We start from the raw sequence: 24913 nt of genomic DNA, 5'->3' as shown, positions 1-24913 counted from the left end.
GTCAAGCCGACGCGCCGTTCTAACGTGGGTACCCACAACGGTGAAGAAGATCGGGGAGGCGAGAACAATGCGGGCGCTGCGAGTGGTCGGACTGCACGAGGACGGGAAGTCCATCGTGCTCGAAGACCCGGCGAGCCGTACTCGCTTCCTGCTCCCGGCTGATGAGCGACTGCGCGCGGCGGCGCGGGGTGACATCACCCGCCTCGGCCAGATCGAAATCGAGTTGGAGAGCCAGATGCGGCCACGCGAGATCCAGGCGCGAATCCGCGCCGGCGAGTCCGTCGAGCAGGTCGCGAGCAGCGCCGGTGTCTCGGTGCAGCGCGTCGAACGCTTCGCGTACCCGGTGCTGCTGGAGCGTTCGCGCACCGCGGAGCTCGCGCAGAGCGCCCACCCGGTCCGCGAGGACGGCCCCGACGTCCAGACGCTCGGCGAGGTCGTCGCGTACGGCTTCGGCGTCCGCGGCCACGACTACTCCCAGGCCACCTGGGACTCCTGGAAGGGCGACGACGGCCGCTGGGTCGTCGTGCTGCAGTGGAAGGCCGGCCGGTCGGACAACCGCGCGCACTGGGCGTTCTCGCCGGGCGCGCACGGCGGCACGGTGACGGCGCTGGACGAGAACGCCGAGGTCCTCCTCGACCCCAACGCCTACCGCCCGCCCCGCACGGTCCGCGCCCTCGACCCGGCCCGCGAAACGGAGTTCCAGCCGACGCTGGACTCGGTGGAACCGGAGCGCGCGCAGCTGCCGTCGGCCGAGCCGGATCCCGACGACGACACGCGCGAGATCCCGCGCGTCCCGGCGGACCCGGACGAGGACACGGCGGTACCCGAGCCGCGGCCGAAGACCAAGAAGAACCACCCGATCGTGCCGTCCTGGGAGGACGTGCTGCTCGGCGTCCGCTCCCAGCGCGGCTGAGTCCCAAACGCCCCAATGTGGCGTTGGTTGCGTCCAACGCACCGAACGCCACATTGGGTGCGTTGGACGCACCGAACGCCACATTGGGGCGCGCTAGTCCACCAGCGCGGCCAGGGTCTTCGGCGCCACCTGCCGATAGGCCTCGCGGACGATCCGGTCGATTTCGGCCCAGTCGACGTCGACGTCCAGCCGCACGCCGAGCCACCCGCGGTGCCCGACGTACGGTGGCCGGAAGAACCGCTCCGGCTCGGTGCGCACCAGCTCCTCCTGCGCACCGGGCGGCGCGGGGCACCAGAAGGCGAGCATGTCGTCGTGGTGGCGGTCGGCGAACATCACGAAGGTCTTCTTGCCGCGGACGAACCACGCCGGCTCGCCGTGGCTGAGCCGCTCGGTCGTTTCGGGCAACGCCAGGCACAACTTCCGCAACGCGTCCAGCTGCCGCATCCGGCAAGGTTACGGCGTCACGCCGAAAAGAACGCTAGAAAGCGATCACCAGCACGCCGAACCACGCGAGCACGACACCGCCCGCCGCGCCATACGCGGCCCAGCGCAGGATCGGGGTGCGGCGGATCAGCCAGAGCGACGGCGCGATCCCGGCCGTCACGATCACCGAACCGACCAGCGCCAGCCAGCCGTTGGTCTCGCGGGCCAGCGACGTCGCCAGTGCCAGCATCGCCACGACCACCACGGCCGCGATGAACGCCGACACCGTCAGGCCGGTCAGCCACGGGGTCGGCTCGCCGGGCGGGCCGGGCGGCCCGAGGACCGTCCGGACGAACCGGTGGGCCGCCTTCGCCGCGCGCGGGGGCGGCTCGACGACCGTGTCGGCGCCGGTCACCGGGTCCACGAACCGCACGGCCGTGCCCATCACCGAGGCCAGCCTGCCGGCCAGCTGACGGCCGCGCTGCGAGACCACCGCGGCGGCTTCCCCGCCGGAGCCGGCGGAATCCGCCGAGACGGCGGACGCCACGCGCGCCCATTCGTGCAGGGCCTGCGCCAGCTCGGCGCCGATCGCGAGCTTGTGCGGGTCCACCTCGCGCGCGTGCTCCCCGCCGGGACCGGCCAGCACGGCGCGCTCGCCGCGGATCCGCAGCTCCATGGTGTCCTTTCTCGCCTGGAACTCCGAACCTTAGCCGCCCCGGGCCAGTTCGTAGAAGGCCACGGCGGCGGCCGTCGCGATGTTCAGTGAATCGACTCCGGCCGGCATGGGTATCCGGACGGCGTGATCAGCCGCCGCGAGCGCCGTTTCGGTCAGCCCGGGACCTTCGGCGCCGAAGAGCAACGCCACCCGTCCGGGCGCGAGCTGCCGCAGCTCGGGCAGCGGGACCGAGCCCGGCCGCGGGGTGAACGCCGCGACCGAGAACCCGCGCGCCCGCAGGTCGTCGAGCCCGCCCGGCCAGTCCGCCAGGTGTCCGAACGGCACGCGCAGGACGTGGCCCATCGACACGCGCACGCTGCGCCGGTACAGCGGGTCGGAACAGCCGGGCCCGAGCAGCACACCGCCGACGCCGAGCGCGGCCGCGTTGCGGAAGAGCGCACCGAGGTTTTCGTGGTCCCCCACGCCCTCCAGCACGGCCACCGGGCCGGTGCCGGCCACGACCTCGGACACCGTCAGCGGCGCCGGCCGGCCGGCGACCGCCAGGATGCCCCGGTTCAGGTGGAACCCGACCACGTCGGCCATGGTCTCCGCGGAAGCGACGTACTGCGGCGCGTCGATCCCGGCGAGCTCGTCCGCCAGCTCGGCGAACCGCCGTTCGACGCCCAGCAGCGCGCGTACCGGGTAGCGGGACGCCAGCAGCCGGGACACCACGACGGTGCCCTCGGCGACGACGAGCCCCCGGCCGCCGGGCCGGTCGGGACGGCGGTCCGCTGTGGACAGGTCGCGGAAATCGTCGACCCGGGGGTCGCCGGAGTCATCGATGTGGATCACGCCCATCCGCCCAGTCTGTCACCCGCTTGCCGGTCGCCCGGCTGGTCCGAACGTCGACCGAGCGGTAGTGCGAACGGGCCATTTTGCTTTCGGTTAACCACCCGTGACGGAGAGCACCAGTTTGGCCGCTAGCCCGGGGTCACCGGCTGTGACACGGTTGTCCGCCGGGGCCTGAACACGTCCTGTCCACGCCGACGTAAAGCAGGGATGGTCATGGGGATGGACCTCGCGGCTCAGCCGTTCAACACGCTGGACCGAGGACGGTACCGCCGCAAGGTGCAGCGTTGCCTGGACACGTTGGCCCGCATGCTCACCGACGGCAGTTTCTCGTTTCCCCGCAAGAACATCGGGCTCGAAGTCGAACTCAACCTGGTCGACCGGGACCTGCGCCCGTCGATGACGAACACCGCGGTGCTGGAGGCGCTGGACGACCCGTCGTTCACCACCGAGCTGGGCCAGCACAACATCGAGCTGAACGTCCCGCCGCGGCCGCTCGCGGGCGATTCGGCCCTCCAGCTCGAAACCGATCTTCGCGCGTACCTCGACACCGCGGCGGCGAAGGCCCGCGACACCGGGTCGTCGCTGGCCATGATCGGCATCCTGCCGACGTTGAAGCACGAGCACTTCGACCAGAAGTGGCTCACCAACAAGGCCCGCTACGCGACCCTGAACGACCAGATCTTCGCCGCACGCGGGGAACGCACGGTCCTCGCCATGGAAGGCGCGCCGCTGCCGGGGCAGCACCCCGAACGCCTGCGCAGCTACGCGGAATCCATCCTGCCGGAGGCCGCGTGCACCAGCGTCCAGCTGCACCTGCAGGTCGCGCCGGAAGAGTTCGCCGCGCACTGGAACGCGGCGCAGTGCCTGGCCGGGCCACAGATCGCGCTCGCGTCGAATTCGCCGTTCCTGCTGGGAAAGGCGCTCTGGCACGAGACGCGCATCCCGCTGTTCCTGCAGGCGACCGACACCCGGCCGGAAGAGCTGAAGAACCAGGGCGTGCGGCCGCGGGTGTGGTTCGGCGAGCGGTGGATCACGTCGATCTTCGACCTGTTCGAGGAGAACGTCCGGTACTTCCCCGGCCTGCTCCCGGAAACCGACACCGAGGACCCGATCGAAGCACTCGACGGGGGCCAGGCGCCGAAGCTCACCGAGCTGCGCATGCACAACGGCACGATCTGGCGGTGGAACCGGCCGGTGTACGACGTCGTCGACGGCCTGCCGCACCTGCGCGTGGAGAACCGGGTGCTGCCGGCGGGCCCGACGGTCGTGGACACGGTGGCGAACGCGGCGTTCTTCTACGGCGCCCAGCGCGCGCTCGCCGACGCGGAACGCCCGGTGTGGAGCCAGATGTCCTTCCAGGCCGCGGAGGAAAACCTTTACGCGGGCGCGCGCCGGGGCTTCGACGCGCAGCTGTACTGGCCGGGCATCGGCTGGATCCCGCCCGACGAGCTGGCGCTGCGCGTGCTGCTGCCGCTCGCCCACGAGGGGCTGCGCCGCTCCGACGTCTCCGACGAGGCCCGCGAGCGCTACCTCGGGATCATCGAGCGCCGCTGCCTCGCGCGGCGGACCGGGGCGACCTGGCAGCGCGACTGCGTCCTGCGCGCGCAGGAGCGCGGGATGGACCGCGAAGCCGCGCTCGCCGTGATGCTCGGGCGCTACCTGGAGCTGTCGGAGGCGGGTGAACCGGTGCACACCTGGCCGGTCGATGATTGACGGCTAGCCTGGGTGGATGCCGAAGATTCTCGGTGAGTCGCTCGAGGCGCACCGGCGCGAGGTGCGGGCCAGGGTCTTCGACGTCCTGCGCGCCCAGCTGTACGAGCGCGGCTTCGACGCGATCACGCTCGCCGGCGTCGCGTCGGCGGCCGGCGTGGGCCGGACCGCGCTCTACAACCACTTCCCCGACAAGGAAAGCCTGCTCGTCGCCTTCGTCGAGGACGAGGCCGCCCGGTACGTCACGCGGCTGACCGAAGCCGTCGAGGCCCAGACAGATCCGGTCGACCAGCTGGCCACCTTCGTCCGGCTGCAGCTGCGTGTGCTGGCCGAGTACCACCTGCCGCCGGGCACGGCACTCGCGTCGGCACTGGCGCCCGCGGCGTACCGGCGGATCAGCGCGCACGCCGACCCGATCACCGGACGGCTGCGCGCGATCCTCGCCGACGGCGTCGACCTCGGGCGCTGGCCCGCCGAGGACCCGGACGTCCTCATCCCGATGATCACCGCGGCGCTGGGCAACCGCACCCTGGTCGACGGGCCCGCCGACCAGCTCGGCGAGGTCGTCGAGGCGGCGGTGCGGTTCGTGCTGCGGGCGGTCGGGGCGTCCGTGGCCTGAACCCGGTTCGTGCCCTACCATCGTTCTGACAGCGTGTCAGAACGATCGCCGGGAGGCCTGCCCATGTCGGTGACCACGGACACCCGTCCCTTCTCGGCGGCGCTGCGGGCGTCGACGCTCGAAGTCCACGACCGGGCGAACTACTCCGCGTACATGCGCGCCCTGCTCGGCGGGGAGCTGACGCAGGAGGGCTACACGCAGCTGGCCGTCCAGTACTACTTCGTCTACGGCGCGATCGAGGCGGCGAGCGACGCGATGGCCGGTCACCCGGTCGGCGGCGAGTTCGTCTTCGAAGAGCTGCGGCGGCTGCCCAACCTCGAGCGCGATCTCGCCCACCTCGTCGGCCCGGACTGGCGCTCGACGATCTCGCCGCTCGCCTCCACTCGCGAATACGTCGACCGGATCCGCGAAGCGTCGTCGTGGGCGGGCGGGTACGTCGCCCACCACTACACGCGCTACCTCGGCGACATCGCCGGCGGCCAGGCCATCCGGCGGACGCTCGAGAAGAACTACGACGTCGCCGAGGCGGGCGCGCTCTTCTACCACTTCGACGGGATCGGCAGCGCCCCTCGCTTCCGCGATGCCTACCGCGCCAAGCTGGACACCGCGCCGTGGGACGAAGCCGAGCGCGCGCGGGTGATCGGCGAGGCGCTGGTGGCGTTCGAATGCAACGTCGCCGTCTTCGACGAGCTGGCCCTGCGGCTCGACGAGTTCCGCGTGGCGGAATGATCGTCGTCACAGCTCGTTGACCTCGACTTAAGTTCAAGTTGCAAGCTCGGTTTCGGGTGGTGCGCCCACGGGGTACGCCACTGACGGACCGCCGTCTCACGGTGTGACGGCCACCCGCCCCCGCTCGCCGCGAAGGGGCGTGTGCTACTAGGTTCGGTACCGGAAACTTGTGTCGAAGACAGAAGGAGGGCCAATGGCCCGCTACGAGCTGCCCGATCTCGACTACGACTACGGCGCCCTCGCGCCGCACATCTCCGGCGAGATCAACGAGCTGCACCACAGCAAGCACCACGCGACCTACGTCAAGGGCGCGAACGACACGCTCGACAAGCTCGAAGCCGCCCGCGAAGCGAACGACTTCGGCTCGATCGTCGGCCTGGAGACCACGCTGGCCTTCAACCTGGCCGGCCACGCCAACCACGTCGTGTGGTGGAAGATCCTGTCGCCGGAAGGTGGCGACAAGCCGACCGGCGAGCTGGCCGCGGCGATCGACGACGCGTTCGGCTCCTTCGACAAGTTCAAGGCGCAGTTCACCGCCGTCTCGACCACGATCCAGGGCAACGGCTGGGGCGCGCTGTCCTGGGACCCGATCGGCAAGACCCTGATCACCCAGCAGCTGCGCGACCACCACAACAACCTGATCCTGCCGACCGTGCCGATCCTGCTGGTCGACGTCTGGGAGCACGCGTTCTACCTGGACTACAAGAACGTGAAGCCGGACTACGTCAAGGCCCTGTGGAACATCTTCAACTGGGCGGAGATCAGCAAGCGCTTCGACAACGCCGTCGCGGGCGGCAACGGCCTGCTGCTCGGCTGAGCTTTTCGCGTTCAACGGGGCTCTCCCTCCCAGGGAGGGCCCCGTTTTCGTCAGCGGGGGAAACAGCTTGACCTCGAGTGCGGTCGAGGTGTTTGAGTGGATCCCATGGACGTCGACGAGTACCTGACCCGGCTCGGCGTGGCACGGCCCGCGGCGGCCGACCTCGCGACCCTGCGTCACCTGCAGGAACGCCACCTGGCCGCGGTCCCGTTCGAGAACCTGAGCATCCACCTGGGCGAGCACGTCGCGCTGGACGAGGACGCCCTCTTCGACAAGATCGTCCGCCGGCGGCGCGGCGGATTCTGCTACGAGCTGAACGGCCTGTTCGCGGCGCTGCTGCGCGCGCTGGGGTACGACGCTTCCCTGCGCGCGGCGCAGGTGTTCCACGCGGACGGCACCCCGGGCCCGCCCCTGGACCACGCGGCGATCGTCGTCTCCCTGGCGGACGAGCAGTGGCTGGTGGACGTCGGCTTCGGCCGGTTTTCCCGGCACCCGCTGCGCCTGTCCGGAGTGGACGTCCAGCTCGACCCCGAGGGCGAGTTCCTGCTGCTGGACGCGCCTCACGGCGACATCGACGTCCTCATGGACGGCAAGCCGCAGTACCGCCTGGAGCGCCGGCCGCGCCCGCTGACTGACTTCGTCCCGATGGCGTGGTGGCAGGCGACCTCGCCGTCATCGCACTTCACGCGCTCGTTGACGTGCTCTCGCCCGACGTCCCAGGGCTGGGTGACGCTGTCGGGCGACAAGCTGGTCGAGACGGTCGACGGCGTCCGGAACGAGGTTCTGCTGCCGACCCCGGAGGCGATCCGCACGGCCTACCTCGTGTACTTCGGGATCGCGTTGACGCGCCTGCCGACTCCACCGGGTGAGAGTCCCTTGACTCGGGGCGCGCCCCAGCCGGACACTGCGCTGACGTGAACGAAGCCCCGGCCTGGGGGTTCCCAGGGCCGGGGCTCCGTCCGTTCCCGAACTGACTGCCGCTCCCACCACGAAGCGGACGTGTATGAGGTTAGCCTAACCTCACCTTCCTCGGCAAGAGCGGGGTCGCGGAGACTCCGATCTCACTCTTCCGGGGGACACCAACGCCTTGGATCGCCGTTTTTTGTCGGTGCCCGGGGATACGGTCACACCATGGCCTCGAACCACTACTCTTCGTCAGACCTTCGAACGCTTCAGCACCCGAAGCCCGAGCCTCCGCCGCACCGGCCACGACACACCACCGCGCCGGATCAGCACGACCGCGCACACGACCGCGGCCAGCGCCGAAACCGCCCCGCCGATGGCGAACGGAGACCGCCCCCCGAACGCCTGGGCCATCCACCCCACCATCGGCCCGCCGATCGGGTTGCCACCGATCAGCACGAGCACGTACAGGCCCATCACCCGGCCGCGCATCTCGGGGCTGACCGACGTCTGCACCAGCGCGTTCGCCGTGTTGAGGAACGTCATCGTGGCGAAGCCGAGCGGGATCAGGCCGAGGCCGAACGTCAGGTACGTCGGCATGAACGCCGTGATCAGCTCGAACACGCCGAGGAAGAAGGCCGACACCAGCATCAGCCGGACCCGCGGGCGCCCCTTGGTGCCACGGCGGGCCGACATCACGGCGCCGGTGAAGGTGCCGACCGCGACCAGCGTCGACAGCAGCCCGTAGCCGTCGGCCGCGGTGTGGAAGACGTTCGCCGCGACGATCGGGAGCGAGCTGAAGTACGTGATGCCGAACGTGCTGACGAACAGGACCAGCACCATCACCGTCATCAGGTCCGACCGGCGGCGCACGTACCGCAGCCCCTCGGCCAGCTGGCCCTTCTCGCGCGGCACGGCCGCGACGCGGAACAGCTTGTCCGGGTTCATCAGGACCAGCCCGGCGATCACCGCGACCGTGCTGAGCGCGTTGGCGATGAACAGCCAGCCGGTACCGATCCAGGTGATCGCGAACCCGGCGATCGCCGGGCCGACGATCCGCGCCATGTTGAAGATCGACGAGTTCAGCGCGACGGCGTTCGCGACCTGGTCGCGGCCCACCATCTCGGCGACGAACGACTGCCGCGTCGGCACTTCCAACGCCGCCGTCACGCCGAGCGTGAAGCAAAGGACGTAGACCTGCCACAGCGCGGCGATCCCGCTCAGGTCGAGCACGCCGAGGATGACCGCCTGCGAACAGGACGCGGCCTGGATCCAGGTCAGCAGCCGCCGCTTGTCGACGCGGTCGGCCAGGACGCCGGCCCACAGCGAGAGGAACAGCGTCGGCGTGAACTGCAGCGCGACCGCGACCCCGAGGGCGATCGGGTTGTTGCCGCTGAGGGTGAACACCAGCCAGTCCTGGGCGATGCGCTGCATCCAGGTGCCGATGTTCGAGATGACCTGACCGGTGAAGAACAGCCGGTAGTTGCGGACCCGGAGGGAGGCGAACATCCCGCTGCGGGGCTTCGGTGAAGACGGTGGCGAGGAGGACGGCGGTGGTGCCGTGTCCCGGGTAGCAGTGGTCTCGATCGAACGCTTCGTTTCGCTACCCGTGGCCGTCACCGTGGTTAGTTCCCCGCCATCCTGTCGATGATTTCGGCGGCTTTGGAGAGCACTTCGCGCTCCTCCTCGCCGAGTTCCGCCAATTGCCGGTCCAGCCACGCCTCCCGGACGGAAATGGCCTTCCGAACGTAGGCCAGCCCGCTCTCGGACAGCTCGACGATGGCTTGCCTGCCATCGGTCGGGTGCGGGCGCCGCTCGACGAACCCCATCTCCTCGAGCGCGGCGATCACCCTCGTCATCGAAGGTGGCTGGACGCCTTCCTTCGCGGCGAGCTGACCCGGGGTCAGCGCACCGCACTTGTGGAGGGTGGACAGCGCGGCGACCTGCGTCAGCGTGAGGTCGTCCCCGATGCGCTGTGCCCGCAGCCGGCGGTTGAGCCGGACCACCGCGAGACGCAGACGGCTCGCCAACGAGCGTTCGTGCGTGTCGCCGGACATATAGTTAGCATACCTTACGAAACTTCTTCCGCACGGTGATCTTCATCAACCGGCAACCCGGAATACCCCTGCGCGTCCTTCCGGAGGACAGAGCTTGGGGGTCGGATGAACAAGAAGCTGGTGGGCACCGCCGTGGTCGGCGTGGCGGTCCTGGCCATCGTGGCGGCACAGGTGTGGGGCGGTTCCGACGCCGCCCCGGCGGCCGCCCCGCCGCCTCCGCGGCCCTCGCCGTCGATCATCGAGGGCAAGCTCCAGACGTACCAGTTCCCGGACGTGGCGAACGGCCGCGGCTGGGCGATCGAGATCCCGGTCCCGGCGGACTGGGCCGTGCATCAGGAGCGGGATCGCGCGACCTACCGCCACGGCGAGCTCCTGCTGGAGACCGACCGCGTGCCGATCGAGCAGGAAGACGCGCGAAGCGGCTTGGCGGCCATCGCCGCGAAGGCGCACCACGACCCGTCGGACGTCAAGCCGGTCCACGTCGAGGAGATCGACGACGCGGCGGAGTGGGACTACACGTACCTGCGCGAGGGCATCCCGACCCGCGCCGCCGTGGTCGGGCTCGGGGCGGGCGACAGCCTCGTCACGATCCGCTTCGAGGCGCCGCCCGCCGAGTTCGACCGCAACCGCGGTGTGCTGGACGCCGCGTTGAACGTCAGCGCCCCCGGCTGATCACTTGAACGCCGCCTGGATCGGCCCGACCGCGAAGTAGGCGACGAAGGCCACCGCGATGACCCACATCAGCGGGTGCACCTGGCGCGCCTTGCCGGTCGCCGCACGGATGACGACGTAGCTGACGAAGCCGGCACCGATGCCGTTCGCGATCGAGTACGTGAACGGCATGACGACGATGGTCAGGAACGCCGGCAGCGCGATCGAGAAGTCGGTGAAGTCGATCTCGCGGACCTGCGACATCAGCATCGCGCCGACGACGACCAGCGCCGGGGCGGCCGCCTCGACCGGCACGACCTGGTACAGCGGGGTCAGGAACATCGCGGCGATGAAGAGCAGGCCGGTGACGATGTTCGCCAGGCCGGTCCGCGCGCCCTCGGCGATGCCCGACGCCGACTCGACGAACACCGTGTTCGAGCTGGCCGAGCCGAACCCGCCGGCCGCGCCCGCGAGGCCCTCGACGAACAGCGCCTTGCCGACGTTGGGCAGCTGGCCGTCCTTCGGGAGCAGGTCGGCTTCCTTCGCGAGGCCGGTCATGGTGCCCATCGCGTCGAAGAAGTCGGCGAGCACCAGCGTGAACACCAGCAGGCAGACGGTGATGATCGGCAGCCGCGTCCAGGCGCCGAACGAGACGTCGCCGACCAGCGAGAGGTTCGGCAGGCCGAGCACCTGGTCCGGCAGGGCCGGGTAGCCGAGGTTCCAGCCCTTCGGGTTCGTGCCCTGCGACGGCCCGGCCTTGACGATCGCCTCGACGACGATGGCCAGCACGGTCGACGCCAGCACGCCGATCAGGATGGCGCCCTTGACCTTGCGCGCGACCAGGATGCCGGTGACGAGCAGGCCGACGACGAACACAGCGGTCGGCCAGGACGCGATCGAGCCGTTGATGCCAAGGCCGACCGGGACGGTGGTGTGCGCGGCGTCCGGCAGCCGGCGCACGAACCCGGCGTCGACCAGGCCGATCAGGCAGATGAACACGCCGATGCCGACGGCGATCGCGGACTTCAGCGCGGCCGGCACCGCCCGGAACACCGCGGTACGGAACCCGGTGAGCACGAGCAGCACGATGATCACGCCCTCGATGACCACCAGGCCCATCGCCTCGGGCCAGGTCATCTGCGGGGCGATGGTGACCGCGACCAGGCTGTTGATGCCCAGGCCGGTCGCGATGGCGAACGGGTAGTTCGCGATCAGGCCCATGAGGATGGTCATCACGCCGGCGACGAGCGCGGTCACGGCGGCGACCTGCGGCACCGGCAGGATGCCGCCGAGGACGTCCTTGTGCGCGCCCGCGTCGTCGACCGAGAAGCTGCCGATGATCAGCGGGTTCAGCACCACGATGTAGGCCATCGTGACGAAGGTGACCAGCCCGCCGCGCAGCTCGCGCGACACGGTCGAACCCCGCTCGGTGATCTTGAAGAACCGGTCCAGTGTGGACGTCCCGGTGCGGGTCGTCTCCTGCTCCGCCATTCGCCTGCCCATTCTGTCGCTGCTGCGGAGTACCCTTCACCACGTGAGTGAACCGATCAATCCACCGGAGGTTACGGGCTCGTTGCGGCACACGCCGGAGCTGCCCAAGAGGCTGACCGACCTGACACCGGTGGTGATCGTAGGCACCTCGGCCTGGGCTGTCGCGCTGGTGGTGCTGTTCTTCACGACTTCGGGGCTGTGGGTGCAGACGGCGCTGTCCGGTTTCGCGCTCGGCTTCGTCGGCATGGCGATCATCGCCTGGCAGCGCGCCGCCGCCCGCCGTGGCTCGAAGTCCGCGCAGCGGCTTTAGGCGAGCAACGTCCGCGGCGAGGGATCGTCGAGCAGGGCCGTGATCAGATGGCGGTCGGGCCAGCGCCCGGTCGCCCAAGCGAACGCGCGCGCCAGGCCTTCCGAGGTGTCGGCCGCGTGCAGCCGGCCGTCGGACCACCACTGGACGTCGTGTTCGGTGTCCTGGATGCGCACGGTGAGCGGGTCGTGCACCAGGACGCCACCCTCGGGCAGCCGGATGCCGAGCTGGTCCGCGACGAGCTTCAGCGCGGGCAGCTCGGCCCAGGGCGCGTACTCGCCTTCGCTGGTCACCTCGGCGGGTTCGGTGCTCGCGAGCGGCAGGTCGAGCAGCTCCGCGAGGCGTTCCGGCTCCTCGGGCGCGACGACGTACTCCGCCGGCTCGAGCGCACCCGCCGCCCACGGCACGTCGAGGACCAGCGCGTCGTCCACAACGGACCCGTCCGCGGCCCGGACGGCGCGGGGCGCACGCGGCTCGAACCCGGACTCCACGACGGCGTCGTAAGCACGCGTCGCCAGCCCTGGCGAGACCGTGCGTTCCGGATCGGCGAGCCGGCCGAGGAGGTCGTTCGCTTCCTCCACTGTGGACAAGCTGAGGTCGGTCCGGACTCCGGCCACCTTGAGCAGCTCCTCGCTCAGACCGACATCGGGGACCTCATCGAAGAGACCGGCGAGATCGGCGTCCGGCAGCCGCCACTCGTTCGGCGCGGCGCCTTCGAGGACGGCGTACTGGGCGATCCACCAGGCCGCGTGGCCGTGCGGCGCGCGCAGGGCGTGCCAGGTCTCGGGTCGCGCGGCGAGCAGGCGCAGGGCCGCGGGCCAGGCGTCGTCGGCGACGAGGTCGAGGTCCCGGATCGCGACGAGTGTCGACGGCGGCTCCGGCAGCGAGTCCCACCAGGTTTCCTCGTCGGGCAGGTCGTGGTCGGGCTCGTGCGGTTCGTCGTCGACGACGAGCGCGAACGAGTCGAGCACCCCGGCGGCTTGGAGCGTGCTTTGCGGCCAGTCCTCGGCGAAGTCCTCGTCGAGGACGTCCATCGCGCCGTCTTCCTCGAAGACCTCTTCGTCGAAGATGTCGAGCAAAGGTGACGCCGGCAGGACGAGTTCGTCGGCGCGGCGCCAGGTATCGGTGCCAGGCAGGGCGAGCGCGCCCACCCAGCCCGGAGCGTCGTCCCCGCAGTCGGCGATCAGCCGCAGCACCGCACCGGCGAGCGTCGTACCGTCCAATCCGGACCGGACGTCTTCGACGCTGCGCTCGACGGCGTCACGCAGCTGGTCGGCGTTGAGCAGCTCACGAGCGTCGGCATGCTTGGCGCCCAAGCGTTCCAAGAGCGGATGCGACGCGGCGGGATGCACCAGACGCAACCCCGGGATGTCCACATCGGACAGCAACTCGAGCAGCTCGGCCGACCCTTCGACGAGCAGGCAGCCCCGGGCGCCCGGCAGCGTCCGGCCGTCCGACAGCGGGACGGGAAGACCGTCGAGCCGTTCCGCGGCGAGCGCGTGCGACTCGACGGCGATCGCCAGGGCCGCGTAGACGTCTCGCCACCAGCCGGGGTCACGAGTAACGCCGGTGAGGGTTTCCAACACCTCTTCGATGCCGATCACCTGCGCCGCAACGGCTTTCAGCACTTGCGCGGGCGCGGAACCTTCGAGCAGGCCGGGAATGAGATCGACGAGAAGCTCCGACAGGCCGGGGACATCGACGTCGAGCACCTTCGCCTGCCGACCCGCGACTTCCTTACCGTCCTGAGTGGACAACCAAGGCTCGGCACTCAGCCCGGCAAGCACTTCTTCGCGCAGCTTCGCGTCCACAGTAGACTTCGGGAACCCGGGCACGGGAACCAGCGCGAACCGGTGCTCCGGCGGCAGCAGCCGGACGAGCCCGACGTACTCCTTCGCGGCGTCTTCAAGCGCTTTCGCCAACTCGGGCCCGGGCAGCGCACGACGGCGCGAAGGCTCGACGGGCACCGAAGCAAGAAGCCGGGCGGGCAGCGAAAGCCCGTCGTCGGTCGGTGTCGGCGCGTGCAGGACGTCTTCTTCGAGCGGTTTAGGCGAGCCATCGGCGCCGACCGGGATGGCCCACACGACGTCGCCACGATAGGTCAGCCAGCGGGTTTCCGTTTGCGGACCCCGGATTTCGACGACGTCACCGTCGGTCGTCCGTGTCCACACACGACCGTCGACGTCGAATTCGCCCAGCCACGGAAGGGCGAGAAGGAGGTCGGCGACGTCACGCGCGAGTTCGTCAAGCAGAGAAGGACCGTCGACGTCGTCCCGCAGCGGCAGCCGGACTTCGGTGTCGAAGCCGTCCGGAACGTCGGCGGGCACGGGCCACGGAAGCCGGAGAACGGGAACTTCCCCGTCGATGCCGGCGGCTCGGCGGGTGCGCTCAGCGGAAAAGACGACACCACCGCTGGTGGAGACGACGCGGGGTTCATCGGAAACGGTCCGCACGGCGGCGAACCCGACCCCGAACCGCCCGACGGCCTCACCGGTCTTGCCGGAAGCCCGAAGCGAAGCGAGCGACGCGACCCCACGCGCATCGAGCGGCGCGCCGGTGTTGGCGAACCTGAGCTCGGAGTCCACAAGGGACACCCGAACCCGCCCGGGCGCCCCGCCGGCCATAGCGGCATCGGCGGCATTCTGCGCGAGCTCGACGAAAAGCCGATCCCGATAGGCGCCGACGCGCAGATCGCGCTCGACGTTGGTGTCCTCGGTGAGCCGGGTGGGCGAGTCCTGCCAGGAGCGCAGGGTCGCCTCACGGAGCCGCGCGGTGCCGAAGGGATCGGCGGCCACGGACGGCTCAGGCGTCGCGCTGGTCACCGGTCACTTCGTCGACTTGGGCCTGCGCCTCATCGGCGTGACTGGGAGCGGCATCGGTCACCTCGGCTTGAGTGGGCTCGGCCTGGGCGGGCTCGGGCGCCTCGTCCGCGGCCGGCAGGTCCGCGGCGCCGGTCACCACGTTGTCGGTGAGGACAGCTTCGGGCACCTCCGCCTCGGCGGACGGGGTAACCGAAGAGGTCGGCTCCACCGCGGCAGGTTCGGCCGCGGCAACCTCGGCCTCCTCCGGCTCGGCCGTCTCGGCCTGAGCGGGCTCCACCTCGCCTTCAGCTTCCCGCGACTCGGGCTCCGCCTCGGGAGCGGAAAGGTCAGCCTCAGCGTCCTGCGGCTCAGCCACCGCATCGGTCACCTCGGCCTGAGTCGGCTCGGCCTCAGCAGGCTCCGGCACCTCAGCCGCAGCGACCTCGGCCTCCTCCGGCTGGACCACCTCGGCCTGAGCGGGCTCAACCTCCGCAGCAGCGGCCTCCTGTGGCTCGGCCACCTCGGCCTGCGTCGGCTCGGCCTGAGCAGGCTCCGCAGGCCCGGCAACCTCCGGCCGGGTCACCTCGGCCTCTGCAGGCTCCGCCTCCGCAGGCGCGGACACCTCAGCCTCGGCTTCCCGCGGCTCAGTCACCACGTCGGTCACCTCGGCCGGAACCGGATCGACCTCCGTCGCATCCGACTCCGCGGTCACCGGCTCGTCGGGCGACACAGGCTCGGTCTGCGCCCCCAAGGGCGAGTCGGTCACCTCGGCCTGCGTCGGCTCCGCTTCCGCGGGCTCGGGTACCTCGGCCGCAACCTGCTCAGCGGCCTCCACCGCACGCGGCTCGGCGACCACCCCGGCCGCCTCACCCGGCGCAGGCTCCGCCACCGCAGCCGCCTCAACAGCCTCGGCCGCCACCGGCTCGGCGACCGCATCGGTCTCCACTACGTGCCGCTCGGCCGCCAAGTCAGCCGACTCAGCGACCTCGGCCGCCACCGGCTCGGCAGCCGCATCGGTCTCCACCACCTGCGGCTCGGCCACCAAACCAGCCGCCTCAACAGCCTCGGCCCCCACCGGCTCGGCGGCCACATCGGTCTCCACCACCTGCGGCTCGGCCACCAAACCAGCCGCCTCAACAGCCTCGGCCGTCACCGGCTCGGCCTGCTCCGCAACCTCCGCTGCCACCGGCTCCGCAACCTCGGCCTGCTCCACCACCGGCTCGGCGACCTCCGCCGTCTCGATCTCCGGCTCCGCGACCTCCGCCGGCAACACGTCCGACTCCGCGATCCCCGTCTCCGGCTCGGCCGCCGCCGTCTCCACCACCTCCGGGGCCGGGGCGAAGTCGAGCAGGGAGTCGTCGTACACCAGCTCTGCCACCGGGACCGAGGACGTCAGCTCGACCTCCACCTCCGAGTGCGCTCCGCAGCCGTACTCCACGTCGACCACGTGGCCGTCCGCCGGGGCTATGTCGTTGCTGCACACCCCGAACATCCCGCGCAGGGAACCCGCCAGTGGCACGAAGAACCCGCACGTCCCGCACACGTCCGGTGCGCTGCGGGCCATGTCCGACCTCGGCCCGAACTCGCCGCCGTGCCAGCGGGCCGCCGCTTCCGTGCGGCCGAAGCGGGACAGCACGTGGACTCGGCCCAGACCGGCCTCCTGCGCCACCTCCTCCACCGCCGGGTCGTCCGACTGGAGGTACGCCGGGGCCAGCCGAGGGTCGTTCTCGTCCGTCGGGAAGATGTCACCGACGCCCAGGTCGCCCGCCCGCACCCGGCGCTCCCACGGCACCCACGGCGGCGCGATCAGCGCGTCCGGGCCCGGCACCAGCACGACCTCGCTGACCGTCACCGGCTCGTCGTCGCCCGCCAGGGCCACCGTCACCGACCAGCGCCAGCCGCCGTAACCCGGCACCTGGGCCTCGAACAGGTGACTCGCCGTGACCGCGTCCTCGCGGGTGACCCCCACGTGCGCGCCGAGCTGCTCCTCGGGTGCGTCCTCCAGCACCGCGGCTCGCGCGAACTCCACCGCGTCGGCGAGTTTGCGCTGCACGGAACCGTCGTCCAGGGTCAGCAGCAGAGTCATGCGGCCAATTGTGCCGCACGCATCCGCGGCGCCCGTGCCAGGCTGTTCATCGTGCGCACGCCGATCATCACCTCGCTGCTGCTGGCCGCCGCGCTCGGCGGCTGCGCCGCAGCCCCCGCGCCGGATCCCGGCCCCGAACGCCTCACCGTCCAGGTGCTCTCGACCCTGCCGCACGACCCCGCCGCGTTCACCGAAGGCCTCGAATTCGCCGGTGACGCCCTCTACGAGAGCACCGGGCTCGCCGGGCAGTCGACGCTCACCGCGGGCCCCGCCGGCGGGCCGCCGACGGCGAAAGCCACGCTGCCCTCACCCGTCTTCGGCGAGGGCGTCACCGTGCTCGGGCCGACACTGTGGCAGCTCACCTGGCAGGACGGCTTCGCCATCGAACGCGACTCGAAGACCCTCGCCGAGCTCCGCCGCGTGCCCTACCAGGGCGAAGGCTGGGGGCTGTGCCACCAGGCCGATGGACGGCTCGTGATGAGCAACGGCTCCGCGCGGCTGACCTTCCGCGACCCGAAGACCTTCGCCGTCACCGGTGGCGTCGACGTCGGCCGCGACCAGCTCAACGAGCTCGAGTGCGTCGGCGGCGACGTCTACGCAAACGTTTGGCACACCGACACCATCCTGCGTGTCGACGCCGCGACCGGACGCGTCACCGGCACCATCGACGCTGGTCAGCTGCGTGCCCGGGTGAACGCGACCGGCGCCGAGGACGTGCTCAACGGTATCGCCGCGATCCCCGGAACCGGTGATTTCCTCCTCACGGGGAAGCAGTGGCCGGTCACGTTCCGCGTGAGGTTCGTCCCGGCACCGGCGTGAAAGCACGGATGAGCAGGCGGAACCGGCCCTCGGTAAGGCAGGATTGAGACGTGGCACTCTTCGGCTCCCGCTCCGACGGCACCCCGCCGGGTCAGCCGCGCGGCCGGAAGTCCAAGCGGCGCTGGACCCCGGACCCCGGGGCGGCCCAGGCCAGGTCCTGGCAGGACGCCGCCGCGCCGCCACGCCCGGAGCACACCCGCGTCGAGCACCACAGCGCGCCGCCCCCGACCCGCGTCGAACGGCCCGCCCCGCGCTACCGGGGGCCGGACGCGAACGAGGCACCGACCGCCGCCGCGCCGATGGGGCACCGTCCGCCGCCGCCCCCGCGCGGGGCACGGCCCTACGACCCGCACCGCACCGAACCCGTCCGCCGCGAGCCACCCGGCTTCTACCGGGGCGAACGCCATCCCGGCAGCGGCGAGTACGAGCACTACGACACCGCCGGCTACGCGGGCGAGCCGCGGCCGCCGGAGCCCGAGCCGCCGCCGCGGGAGGAACCGCGGACGCCGGGTGGCACGCCGAAGATGCCGAAGAAGATCACCGTCACGCGGGTCGCCGCGATGCGCAGCCGTCAGCTGACCGGCCAGGCCGTCGACGCCTTCCAGCGCGCGACGAAGGCCGACGGCGCCGAGAAGTCCGGCCTCACCTCGCTGACGTACGCCGTGATGCTGAACTACGCCAGCGACGCGGCGATGGCGATCGCGCTGGCCAACACCCTCTTCTTCGCCGCGACCAGCGGCGAGAGCAAGGGCAAGGTGGCGCTCTACCTGCTCATCACGATCGCGCCGTTCGCGCTGGTCGCGCCGGTGATCGGGCCCGCGCTCGACAAGGTGCAGCGCGGCAGGCGGCTGGCGATGTGCGCGTCGTCGATCGGCCAGGGCCTGATGGCCGTCGTGATGGCGCTGCACTTCGACGACTGGCTGCTCTACCCGGCCGCGCTCGGGATGATGGTGCTGTCGAAGTCGTTCACCGTGCTCAAGGCCGCGGTGACGCCCCGGGTGCTGCCGTCGGAGATCACGCTCTCCAAGACGAACGCCCGGCTGACCACGTTCGGCCTGGTCGCGGCGGGCGTGTTCGGCGCGCTGGCCAGCGGCGTCAACGCGATCACCGGCTCGGCGGGCGCGCTGTGGTTCACGGCGCTGATCTGCGTCGCCGCCGCCGTGCAGTCGATGCGGATCCCGGCCTGGGTGGAGGCGACCGAGGGCGAGGTCCCGACGTCGCTTTCGGCGCACCCGAAGGAGAAGAAACGCCGCCAGCCGCTGGGGCGCCACATCGTCGTCGCGCTGTGGGGCAACGGCTCGGTGCGCGTGCTCACCGGCTTCCTCATGATGTTCGCCGCGTTCGCGGTCAAGGCGCAGACCGAGGGCAGCGGGCAGTCGCCGTTCGTGCAGCTGCTGCTGCTCGGCGTGATCGGCGCCGCGGCCGGCGCCGGCGGGTTCCTCGGGAACGCGCTGGGCTCGCGCCTGCACTTCGGCAGTCCCGACCAGGTGATCGTCGGCTGCGTGGCGGGCTGCGTGCTCGCCGCGCTGGTCGCGACGGTCCTGCCCGGCCTGGCCACGGCCGCGATCGTCGGCCTGATCGGCGCGACGGCCAGCGCGCTGGCGAAGATCAGCCTCGACGCCGTCATCCAGGAGGACCTGCCCGAGGAGTCGCGCGCTTCGGCGTTCGGGCGCTCGGAAACCGTGCTGCAGCTGGCCTGGTGCCTCGGCGGGGCGGTGGGCCTGCTGCTGCCGCCGACGTACTGGATCGGCTTCCTCGTGATCACGGTCCTGCTGGCCGTCGGCCTCACGCAGACGTACCTGGTGCGCCGCGGCGGCTCGCTCGTGCCGGGCCTCGGCGGCGACCGGCCGCTGCGCCCCGAGCCGACCGGCAGCTTCCCGGCCCAGGGCCTGCCCAGGGACCCGGCACCCCGCCGGTAGGCTCCGGCCATGCGACGTTCCCGGGTGGTGGCCCTGCTTGCGGCCGGTGGGTTCGCGGTGGCCGGCTGCTCGGCCCCCGGCCCGGCCGAGGTCACGTTCTACGCCGACGGCCACACGATCAACACCACGCCCGTGCTCACGTGCGACTACTCGCAGAAGCTCGCGAAGCCGTGCAGCGCGACGGGCACGACGCAGACGCTGAAGGTCCGCCCGGGCAAGCCGGTGCAGATCTCGGTGCCCGGCGAGGTCGCGGACGCGCCGTGGCAGATCGTCTACGAGTACGTCACCCCGCAGGGCGAGTTCAAGCAGAGCGACCCGATCCCGTTCACGTCGCTGGACCGCTACGCCTACACGGTCACCCCGCCGACGCCCGCCGACCGCATCTCGGCGGTGGACGTGCAGAAGTACACGGCCGTGCTCAACGCCGACACCGGCGAGTCCGGCCTGCTGCCCAGCGACGTCTGGGGCCTCCGGCTGGAGGCTTAGGCCGGCTCACGAGCGCCCCAATGTGGCGTTGGTTGCATGAATAGGCACTGCGGCGCGAAGCACCTCCATTGAGGGTGGCGGTGGGGGCATGGGAGGAGCACCGAACGCCACATTGGGTGCGTTGAACGCACCGAACGCCACATTGGGTGCGCTGAACGCACCGAACGCCACATTGGGGCGTATGGGGCCTGGCTCGTGCGGGCGTGGGACAGCCGCGGCCATGAGCCGTCCGGCCGCCGCTCGTCGATGTGAAGCCCGCAGGCTCAGGGGTCGAGGTCCCGGGCGACCGCGCGCATGATCTCGGCGATCTGCTTGGTGTGCTTGCGGTCCGGATAGCGGTTGCGTCGCAGGTCCGGCTGCACCTTCAGTTCCAGGAGCTTGATCATGTCCTCGATCAGGCCGTGCAGCTCCTCGGCCGGGCGGCGGCGCGCCTCGGCGACGGACGGCGGCGGGTCGAGCAGCCGGACGGAGAGCGCTTGCGGCCCGCGGCGGCCGTCAGCGACGCCGAACTCCAGCCGCTGGCCGGCCTTGAGCCCCTCGACGCCCTGCGGCAGCGCGGCCTTGCGAATGTAGACGTCGGCGCCACCGTCCTGCGTGACGAACCCGAACCCCTTCTCCGCGTCGTACCACTTGACCTTGCCGGTCGGCACTTCCCTCACCAGTCCTTCTGCTGTCCGCTCACGACGAACGCGCCCGGGGCGTACCCAGGGCGCGCTCCTGAAAGGGTATCTCGCCACAGGCCCTGGGGAGAAGTCGATACCGGCGGATACCCTCATACGTCATGAAGAGCACGACGAAGGAGGCCGGCGTGGCCGCTCCCGGCAAACCGTTCCTGATGCGCGTCGGCATCGGGTTGTTCGGCCTCGGCATGCTCGCCGTGCTGGCGGTGTTCATCATGTTCGCCGCCGGTCTGGAGAACCTGCCGATCTGGCTGTCGGTCGCCGCCGGGGTCATCACGCCGCTGGGCCTGCTGCTCGGCTTGATCGCCCTGGTCCTCGAAGCGCGGGCCAAGAACTAGGGCACGGCTGCGAACGTTTTCTCGAACCACTCCGGGAACTCCGTCAGCGAGTCGAACACCACCTCCGCTCCTTCGCTCAGCAGGAGCGTGCGATCGCACGGCCCGGTGGTGACGCCGACGGCGATCGCTCCGGCGGCGAGCGCGCCCCGGACATCGCCCGCGTGATCTCCGACATACACCCGCGCGCCGTGCGCCAGGAGTGCCTCCGCCTTCTGCGTCGACCACAGCTCGCCGATGACCTCGTCGACCTCCAGGCCGAGCGCGTCCACGTGCAGCTGGGCGTTGGGCCCGTACTTTCCGGTGACGACCAGCGTGCGCCCGCCCGCCTGGTGGACCGCGCGGAGTGACTCGGCCGCGCCCGGCAGCGCGACCGCGCTCGGCACGACCACCTCGGGGTACATCGCGCGGAACCGGTCGACGAGCCCGGGGATGCGTTCCTCGGGCGCTTCGAAGCCGCGCAGGATGTCGTCGAGCGGCGGCCCGAGGTTGGCCGCGAAGGCCTCGCCGTCCAGCGGCAGGCCGGATTCGACACCCAGCGCGTTCATCGCCGCGGCCATGCCCGGCCGGGCGTCGATCAGTGTCATGTCGAGGTCGAACCCCACGGTGATGCCCACGCCTGACACGCTACTGGCCACCACCGACAGTTTTACACGTAAACCGATCATGTACAGCGCCTTGACAGTGGGACGAATTATGTCAAGGTGAGAGTGTGACCAGCTTCACTGACCGGACGAAGGCGTCCCTCCGGGAAGCCCTGCTCGACGCCGCCGCCGACCTGCTGCCGGACCGGGGTCACGCGGGCCTGCGGATGGCCGACGTCGCGGCCAGGGCCGGGGTGAGCAGGCAGACCGTCTACAACGAGTTCGGGAACAAGGCGGCGCTGACCCAGGCGGTGGCGCTGCGCACCGCGTCGGAGTTCCTCGACGGGATCCGGCAGCGGTTCGAAACGGCGGACGGGCTCCTGGCGGGCATCCACCACGCCGTCGTCTACACGATCGAGCACGCGCGGGAGAACCGCCTGGTCGCGGCGGCGCTCGGCACCGAAGCCGCCGAGGACCTGCTGCCGCTGCTCACGACCAAGGGCGAGCCGATCCTCACCGCGGCCGCGGACCTCGCCGCCGAGCAGTACCGGGAGCTCGAACCGGGCCTGCCCGCCGAGGCGGCCGCGCTGCTCGCGGAGACCGTCGTGCGGCTTTCGCTGTCGCACCTGGTCCTGCCGACGCACTCGGCGGCGGAGGCGGCGGACGCCGTCACCGCGGTCGTCGCACCCGCCATCCGCCAATTCGTCCACAATGGAGTGACACGATGACCGACACGCTCCCGGAGCTCCGGACCGGCTTTTCCTCGCTGCGCAAGGGCGGGCTGAACTGGGACTCGTTCCCGCTGCGGCTGTTCGTCAAGGGCAACAAGAAGTTCTGGAACCCGGCCGACATCGACTTCAGCCACGAACGCGAGGGCTGGGACAAGCTCAACCCCGAACAGCAACGCAGCACGACGTACCTGGTCGCGCAGTTCATCGCCGGCGAAGAGGCCGTCACCGAGGACATCCAGCCGTTCATGCGGGCGATGTCGGCGACCGGCCGGTTCGGCGACGAGATGTACCTCACGCAGTTCTGCTTCGAGGAGGCCAAGCACACGGAGGTGTTCCGGCGCTGGATGGACGCGGTCGGGCTGACCGAGGACCTGCACCCGTTCGTCGCCGAGAACCCGCACTACCGCAAGCTGTTCTACGAAGAACTGCCGCAGTCGCTGCGGGCGCTTGAGGACGATCCCAGCCCGCTCAACCAGATCCGCGCGAGCGTGACGTACAACCACGTCATCGAGGGCAGCCTCGCGCTGACCGGCTACTACTCGTGGCAGCTGATCTGCACCCAGCACGACATCCTGCCGGGCATGCAGGAACTGGTCCGCCGCATCGGCGACGACGAGCGCCGCCACATGGCCTGGGGCACGTTCACGTGCCGCCGGCACGTCGCCGCGGACGACTCCCTGTGGGACGCGGTGCAGCAGCGGATGGGCGAGCTGCTGCCGCACGCGCTCAACATGATCCAGTGGGTGCAGGACCAGTTCGAGGAACTGCCGTTCGACAACGACCCGCAGGAGATCGTCCAGTACGCGGCCGACCGCGCGCAGCGGCGGCTGGGCGCGATCGAGTCGGCGCGCGGGATGCCGGTGGAGCAGATCGACCTCGACTACTCGCCCGAGCACCTCGAGGAGACGTTCGGTGAGGAGGACGCCAAGGCGATCGCGGAGGCCGCCGCCGCGGTCGCCTGACGTGATCCGTGAAGGCCTCCTTCCCGGCCATAAGAGCCGGTAAGGAGGCCTTCACGGACCTGCGCCCGGTCAGCTCGCCGGCCAGTAGACCGCGTGCCAGCCGTTTTCCAGGTCGGACTGGCCGACGATCGTCCCGTCCGGGGCGATCCCGGTCGCCCAGCTGTACTCACCGCCGGGCAGGGTGCCGAGGATCGTTTCGGTACCGTCGGCGGCCCAGCGGGCCGCCACCCCTTCGACGTTGCCGACGGCCGTGCCCGACGCGTTGAGCGCCAGCGCTTCCGAACGCCGCGCGCTCTCCAGCACGGTGGTCCCGCGCGCGGTCCACCGCACGGCTCGGTTTTCGGCGAAGTCGACGTACCCGCTGCCGACGACCACCCCGACGCGGTTGATCGCGCGCGGGCTCGCGGAAGCCGGTGGCGCCGGCCAGCCGAGCCGCACCTGCCGTCCGTCCCGCTGCCACGCGACCGGGACCGCCCAGCCGGCCTCGGTGACGGTCCCGGCGATCACCCCGAAGTCGTTGATCGCGACAGCCGAAGCGCCGGGGTTGCCCGGCGAGAGATCGGTGATCGCGCCGGTGGCGGTCCACCGGACCGCGTGCTGGTTGCCTGCCGAGTCCCAGGCGTTTCCGCTGATCAGCGCGCCATCGCCAGTGATCCCGGTGACGGTGGTCTGCCCGCCGCCGGGCAGCGCCGCGAGCCGGGTGGCCACGCCGGTTTCGGACCAGCGGATCGAAACACGGGTGCCCTGCGGGCCGATCCCCCCGCCGGCGACCACGCCGGTCCGGCTGATCACGGCCGCGTCGGACGGCCCGGCCCACGGCAGCGCGGAGACCGAGCCGTCCGGGGCCCACCGGACCGCACGGACGTCGTCGTTCGCGTCGTAAGCCCAGCCCACGGCTACCCCGGCGTCGTTGACGGCGACCGCATCGCCCAGCTCGCCGCCCAGCGTCGGCAGGGCGCTGATCCGGCCCTGGCGGTCCCACTTCACCGGGTGGTACCGCAGGCGCGCGTCCCGCGGGTACGAGTCGCCGACCATGGTGCCGCCGGCGTTGATCGCGGTCACGCTGCTGTACTGGTCACCCGGCAGGGTGCCCAGGTCGACCGGCGCGACGGTGGTCGCGGTCGCGACCCCCGGCAGTCCCACCGCGGCCGACGCGAGCAGCGTCCCCACGATGAGCGATTTCTTCAGGCAGGACGGCATGACTCCCCCTCCGGCGGCTCCCCGTCGCTTCCGGGTGGAAGCGCCCCCTCGGCCGCCAGAGGACCACGCCCGAACCCGCCGGACGGTTTAGGGCGTGTCTCCTAATTGCGGGATGCGGTGCGGGTGACCATGATCGCGGCGGCGAGGAGGATTCCGCCGAGGAAGGTGAGGGCGTACTTGTCG

General features: G+C 71.0%; 24 protein-coding genes and 1 pseudogene. 14 read left to right on the top strand and 11 right to left on the bottom strand.

Features of this window, described 5'->3' with window-relative positions; translation table 11 throughout:
• Positions 1-67 precede the first annotated feature (67 nt).
• Complete coding sequence (gene sepH / locus AB0G28_RS39405) at positions 68-913, top strand: septation protein SepH (protein ID WP_361101866.1); 846 nt, start codon at positions 68-70, stop codon at positions 911-913.
• Positions 914-1006: 93 nt separating this feature from the next.
• Here sepH and AB0G28_RS39400 read toward each other — a convergent pair whose 3' ends face one another.
• The 3 genes from AB0G28_RS39400 to AB0G28_RS39390 are packed head-to-tail and all read right to left on the bottom strand — an operon-like array spanning position 1007 to position 2849.
• Positions 1007-1357 carry an MmcQ/YjbR family DNA-binding protein gene (locus AB0G28_RS39400; RefSeq protein ID WP_361101779.1) on the bottom strand — a complete coding sequence of 117 codons (351 nt, stop codon included), beginning with the start codon at positions 1355-1357 and terminating at the stop codon, positions 1007-1009.
• Positions 1358-1391: 34 nt separating this feature from the next.
• Complete coding sequence (locus AB0G28_RS39395) at positions 1392-2012, bottom strand: DUF2537 domain-containing protein (RefSeq protein ID WP_361101777.1); 621 nt, start codon at positions 2010-2012, stop codon at positions 1392-1394.
• 30 nt (positions 2013-2042) lie between these two features.
• Entirely contained in the window at positions 2043-2849 is an 807-nt protein-coding gene (locus tag AB0G28_RS39390) for an RNA methyltransferase (RefSeq protein ID WP_361101774.1), read from the bottom strand.
• A gap of 207 nt (positions 2850-3056) precedes the next feature.
• Here AB0G28_RS39390 and AB0G28_RS39385 point away from each other — a divergent pair, with 207 nt between their 5' ends.
• The 5 genes from AB0G28_RS39385 to AB0G28_RS39365 all read left to right on the top strand — a co-directional run bounded on the left by AB0G28_RS39385 (position 3057) and on the right by AB0G28_RS39365 (position 7636).
• Positions 3057-4556 carry a glutamate--cysteine ligase gene (locus tag AB0G28_RS39385; RefSeq protein ID WP_361101771.1) on the top strand — a complete coding sequence of 500 codons (1500 nt, stop codon included), beginning with the start codon at positions 3057-3059 and terminating at the stop codon, positions 4554-4556.
• A gap of 16 nt (positions 4557-4572) precedes the next feature.
• Positions 4573-5172, top strand: a complete 600-nt coding sequence (locus tag AB0G28_RS39380; RefSeq protein ID WP_361101768.1) for a TetR/AcrR family transcriptional regulator — start codon at positions 4573-4575, stop codon at positions 5170-5172.
• Positions 5173-5235: 63 nt separating this feature from the next.
• A complete protein-coding gene (locus AB0G28_RS39375; protein WP_361101765.1) occupies positions 5236-5901 on the top strand; it encodes a biliverdin-producing heme oxygenase in 666 nt (221 codons plus the stop codon).
• Between the two features lie 193 nt (positions 5902-6094).
• Complete coding sequence (locus AB0G28_RS39370) at positions 6095-6718, top strand: superoxide dismutase (RefSeq protein ID WP_361101762.1); 624 nt, start codon at positions 6095-6097, stop codon at positions 6716-6718.
• 105 nt (positions 6719-6823) lie between these two features.
• Positions 6824-7636 (top strand): arylamine N-acetyltransferase, encoded by an 813-nt coding sequence (locus AB0G28_RS39365; protein ID WP_361101862.1) that lies wholly within the window; start codon positions 6824-6826, stop codon positions 7634-7636.
• A gap of 237 nt (positions 7637-7873) precedes the next feature.
• Here AB0G28_RS39365 and AB0G28_RS39360 read toward each other — a convergent pair whose 3' ends face one another.
• Both AB0G28_RS39360 and AB0G28_RS39355 read right to left on the bottom strand, forming a co-directional pair.
• A complete protein-coding gene (locus AB0G28_RS39360; RefSeq protein WP_361101759.1) occupies positions 7874-9130 on the bottom strand; it encodes an MFS transporter in 1257 nt (418 codons plus the stop codon).
• A gap of 116 nt (positions 9131-9246) precedes the next feature.
• Entirely contained in the window at positions 9247-9678 is a 432-nt protein-coding gene (locus AB0G28_RS39355) for a MarR family transcriptional regulator (protein WP_361101756.1), read from the bottom strand.
• 105 nt (positions 9679-9783) lie between these two features.
• Here AB0G28_RS39355 and AB0G28_RS39350 point away from each other — a divergent pair, with 105 nt between their 5' ends.
• Entirely contained in the window at positions 9784-10350 is a 567-nt protein-coding gene (locus tag AB0G28_RS39350; RefSeq protein ID WP_361101753.1) for a hypothetical protein, read from the top strand.
• On the opposite strand, the gene AB0G28_RS39345 is transcribed toward AB0G28_RS39350, so the two are convergent.
• Positions 10351-11820 carry an NCS2 family permease gene (locus tag AB0G28_RS39345; RefSeq protein WP_361101859.1) on the bottom strand — a complete coding sequence of 490 codons (1470 nt, stop codon included), beginning with the start codon at positions 11818-11820 and terminating at the stop codon, positions 10351-10353.
• Positions 11821-11902: 82 nt separating this feature from the next.
• On the opposite strand from AB0G28_RS39345, the gene AB0G28_RS39340 reads away from it, so the two are divergent.
• Complete coding sequence (locus tag AB0G28_RS39340) at positions 11903-12130, top strand: DUF2530 domain-containing protein (RefSeq protein WP_361101856.1); 228 nt, start codon at positions 11903-11905, stop codon at positions 12128-12130.
• On the opposite strand, the gene AB0G28_RS39335 is transcribed toward AB0G28_RS39340, so the two are convergent.
• Both AB0G28_RS39335 and AB0G28_RS39330 read right to left on the bottom strand, forming a co-directional pair.
• Positions 12127-14949, bottom strand: a complete 2823-nt coding sequence (locus AB0G28_RS39335; protein ID WP_361101750.1) for a molecular chaperone Hsp90 — start codon at positions 14947-14949, stop codon at positions 12127-12129. The two genes, AB0G28_RS39340 and AB0G28_RS39335, sit on opposite strands and share 4 nt — an antisense overlap.
• Positions 14930-17014 (bottom strand): DUF3027 domain-containing protein, encoded by a 2085-nt coding sequence (locus AB0G28_RS39330; protein WP_361101747.1) that lies wholly within the window; start codon positions 17012-17014, stop codon positions 14930-14932. Before AB0G28_RS39330 ends, AB0G28_RS39335 begins: the two co-directional genes overlap by 20 nt.
• Before the next feature lie 51 nt (positions 17015-17065).
• On the opposite strand from AB0G28_RS39330, the gene AB0G28_RS39325 reads away from it, so the two are divergent.
• Genes AB0G28_RS39325 through AB0G28_RS39315 form a run of 3 tightly spaced genes read left to right on the top strand, consistent with a single transcriptional unit; the run spans position 17066 to position 20238 of the window.
• Positions 17066-17833 (top strand): glutaminyl-peptide cyclotransferase, encoded by a 768-nt coding sequence (locus AB0G28_RS39325; protein ID WP_361101744.1) that lies wholly within the window; start codon positions 17066-17068, stop codon positions 17831-17833.
• A 50-nt stretch (positions 17834-17883) separates the two neighbouring features.
• Positions 17884-19752 carry an MFS transporter gene (locus tag AB0G28_RS39320; protein WP_361101741.1) on the top strand — a complete coding sequence of 623 codons (1869 nt, stop codon included), beginning with the start codon at positions 17884-17886 and terminating at the stop codon, positions 19750-19752.
• Positions 19753-19761: 9 nt separating this feature from the next.
• Positions 19762-20238, top strand: a complete 477-nt coding sequence (locus tag AB0G28_RS39315; RefSeq protein WP_361101738.1) for a DUF2771 family protein — start codon at positions 19762-19764, stop codon at positions 20236-20238.
• A gap of 263 nt (positions 20239-20501) precedes the next feature.
• Here the strand turns inward: AB0G28_RS39315 and AB0G28_RS39310 are convergent, their stop codons facing one another.
• Positions 20502-20888, bottom strand: a complete 387-nt coding sequence (locus AB0G28_RS39310) for a cold-shock protein (protein ID WP_007033367.1) — start codon at positions 20886-20888, stop codon at positions 20502-20504.
• Between the two features lie 131 nt (positions 20889-21019).
• Here AB0G28_RS39310 and AB0G28_RS39305 point away from each other — a divergent pair, with 131 nt between their 5' ends.
• Positions 21020-21256 carry a hypothetical protein gene (locus AB0G28_RS39305; RefSeq protein WP_361101735.1) on the top strand — a complete coding sequence of 79 codons (237 nt, stop codon included), beginning with the start codon at positions 21020-21022 and terminating at the stop codon, positions 21254-21256.
• Here the strand turns inward: AB0G28_RS39305 and AB0G28_RS39300 are convergent.
• A pseudogene (locus AB0G28_RS39300) lies at positions 21256-21870 on the bottom strand (HAD family hydrolase); the annotation flags it as partial. The gene AB0G28_RS39305 and the pseudogene AB0G28_RS39300 overlap by 1 nt on opposite strands.
• A gap of 95 nt (positions 21871-21965) precedes the next feature.
• Between AB0G28_RS39300 and AB0G28_RS39295 the strand changes: the two are divergent.
• Both AB0G28_RS39295 and AB0G28_RS39290 read left to right on the top strand, forming a co-directional pair.
• A complete protein-coding gene (locus AB0G28_RS39295; protein ID WP_361101732.1) occupies positions 21966-22565 on the top strand; it encodes a TetR family transcriptional regulator in 600 nt (199 codons plus the stop codon).
• Complete coding sequence (locus AB0G28_RS39290; protein ID WP_361101729.1) at positions 22562-23530, top strand: R2-like ligand-binding oxidase; 969 nt, start codon at positions 22562-22564, stop codon at positions 23528-23530. The genes AB0G28_RS39295 and AB0G28_RS39290 overlap by 4 nt, the downstream gene beginning before the upstream one ends.
• A 69-nt stretch (positions 23531-23599) precedes the next feature.
• Here AB0G28_RS39290 and AB0G28_RS39285 read toward each other — a convergent pair whose 3' ends face one another.
• Positions 23600-24730 carry a hypothetical protein gene (locus AB0G28_RS39285; protein ID WP_361101726.1) on the bottom strand — a complete coding sequence of 377 codons (1131 nt, stop codon included), beginning with the start codon at positions 24728-24730 and terminating at the stop codon, positions 23600-23602.
• Between the last annotated feature and the right edge of the window lie 183 nt (positions 24731-24913).

The organism is Amycolatopsis sp. NPDC021455, assembly GCF_040640995.1.
Lineage (GTDB): Bacteria > Actinomycetota > Actinomycetes > Mycobacteriales > Pseudonocardiaceae > Amycolatopsis.
The sequence above is the reverse complement of the archived record's forward strand: the minus strand, read 5'-3'. Positions and strand labels throughout refer to the sequence as shown.

What these genes read in the sequence shown, in the direction of transcription:
- AB0G28_RS39360 (WP_361101759.1), bottom strand. Translation starts at nt 9,130, where the DNA reads ATGTTCGCCTCCCTCCGGGTCCGCAACTACCGGCTGTTCTTCACCGGT.
- AB0G28_RS39290 (WP_361101729.1), top strand. Translation starts at nt 22,562, where the DNA reads ATGACCGACACGCTCCCGGAGCTCCGGACCGGCTTTTCCTCGCTGCGC.
- AB0G28_RS39370 (WP_361101762.1), top strand. Translation starts at nt 6,095, where the DNA reads ATGGCCCGCTACGAGCTGCCCGATCTCGACTACGACTACGGCGCCCTC.
- AB0G28_RS39395 (WP_361101777.1), bottom strand. Translation starts at nt 2,012, where the DNA reads ATGGAGCTGCGGATCCGCGGCGAGCGCGCCGTGCTGGCCGGTCCCGGC.
- AB0G28_RS39355 (WP_361101756.1), bottom strand. Translation starts at nt 9,678, where the DNA reads ATGTCCGGCGACACGCACGAACGCTCGTTGGCGAGCCGTCTGCGTCTC.
- AB0G28_RS39315 (WP_361101738.1), top strand. Translation starts at nt 19,762, where the DNA reads ATGCGACGTTCCCGGGTGGTGGCCCTGCTTGCGGCCGGTGGGTTCGCG.
- AB0G28_RS39400 (WP_361101779.1), bottom strand. Translation starts at nt 1,357, where the DNA reads ATGCGGCAGCTGGACGCGTTGCGGAAGTTGTGCCTGGCGTTGCCCGAA.
- AB0G28_RS39390 (WP_361101774.1), bottom strand. Translation starts at nt 2,849, where the DNA reads ATGGGCGTGATCCACATCGATGACTCCGGCGACCCCCGGGTCGACGAT.
- AB0G28_RS39330 (WP_361101747.1), bottom strand. Translation starts at nt 17,014, where the DNA reads ATGACTCTGCTGCTGACCCTGGACGACGGTTCCGTGCAGCGCAAACTC.
- AB0G28_RS39375 (WP_361101765.1), top strand. Translation starts at nt 5,236, where the DNA reads ATGTCGGTGACCACGGACACCCGTCCCTTCTCGGCGGCGCTGCGGGCG.
- AB0G28_RS39350 (WP_361101753.1), top strand. Translation starts at nt 9,784, where the DNA reads ATGAACAAGAAGCTGGTGGGCACCGCCGTGGTCGGCGTGGCGGTCCTG.
- AB0G28_RS39305 (WP_361101735.1), top strand. Translation starts at nt 21,020, where the DNA reads ATGAAGAGCACGACGAAGGAGGCCGGCGTGGCCGCTCCCGGCAAACCG.
- AB0G28_RS39365 (WP_361101862.1), top strand. Translation starts at nt 6,824, where the DNA reads ATGGACGTCGACGAGTACCTGACCCGGCTCGGCGTGGCACGGCCCGCG.
- AB0G28_RS39285 (WP_361101726.1), bottom strand. Translation starts at nt 24,730, where the DNA reads ATGCCGTCCTGCCTGAAGAAATCGCTCATCGTGGGGACGCTGCTCGCG.
- sepH (WP_361101866.1), top strand. Translation starts at nt 68, where the DNA reads ATGCGGGCGCTGCGAGTGGTCGGACTGCACGAGGACGGGAAGTCCATC.
- AB0G28_RS39380 (WP_361101768.1), top strand. Translation starts at nt 4,573, where the DNA reads ATGCCGAAGATTCTCGGTGAGTCGCTCGAGGCGCACCGGCGCGAGGTG.
- AB0G28_RS39385 (WP_361101771.1), top strand. Translation starts at nt 3,057, where the DNA reads ATGGGGATGGACCTCGCGGCTCAGCCGTTCAACACGCTGGACCGAGGA.
- AB0G28_RS39345 (WP_361101859.1), bottom strand. Translation starts at nt 11,820, where the DNA reads ATGGCGGAGCAGGAGACGACCCGCACCGGGACGTCCACACTGGACCGG.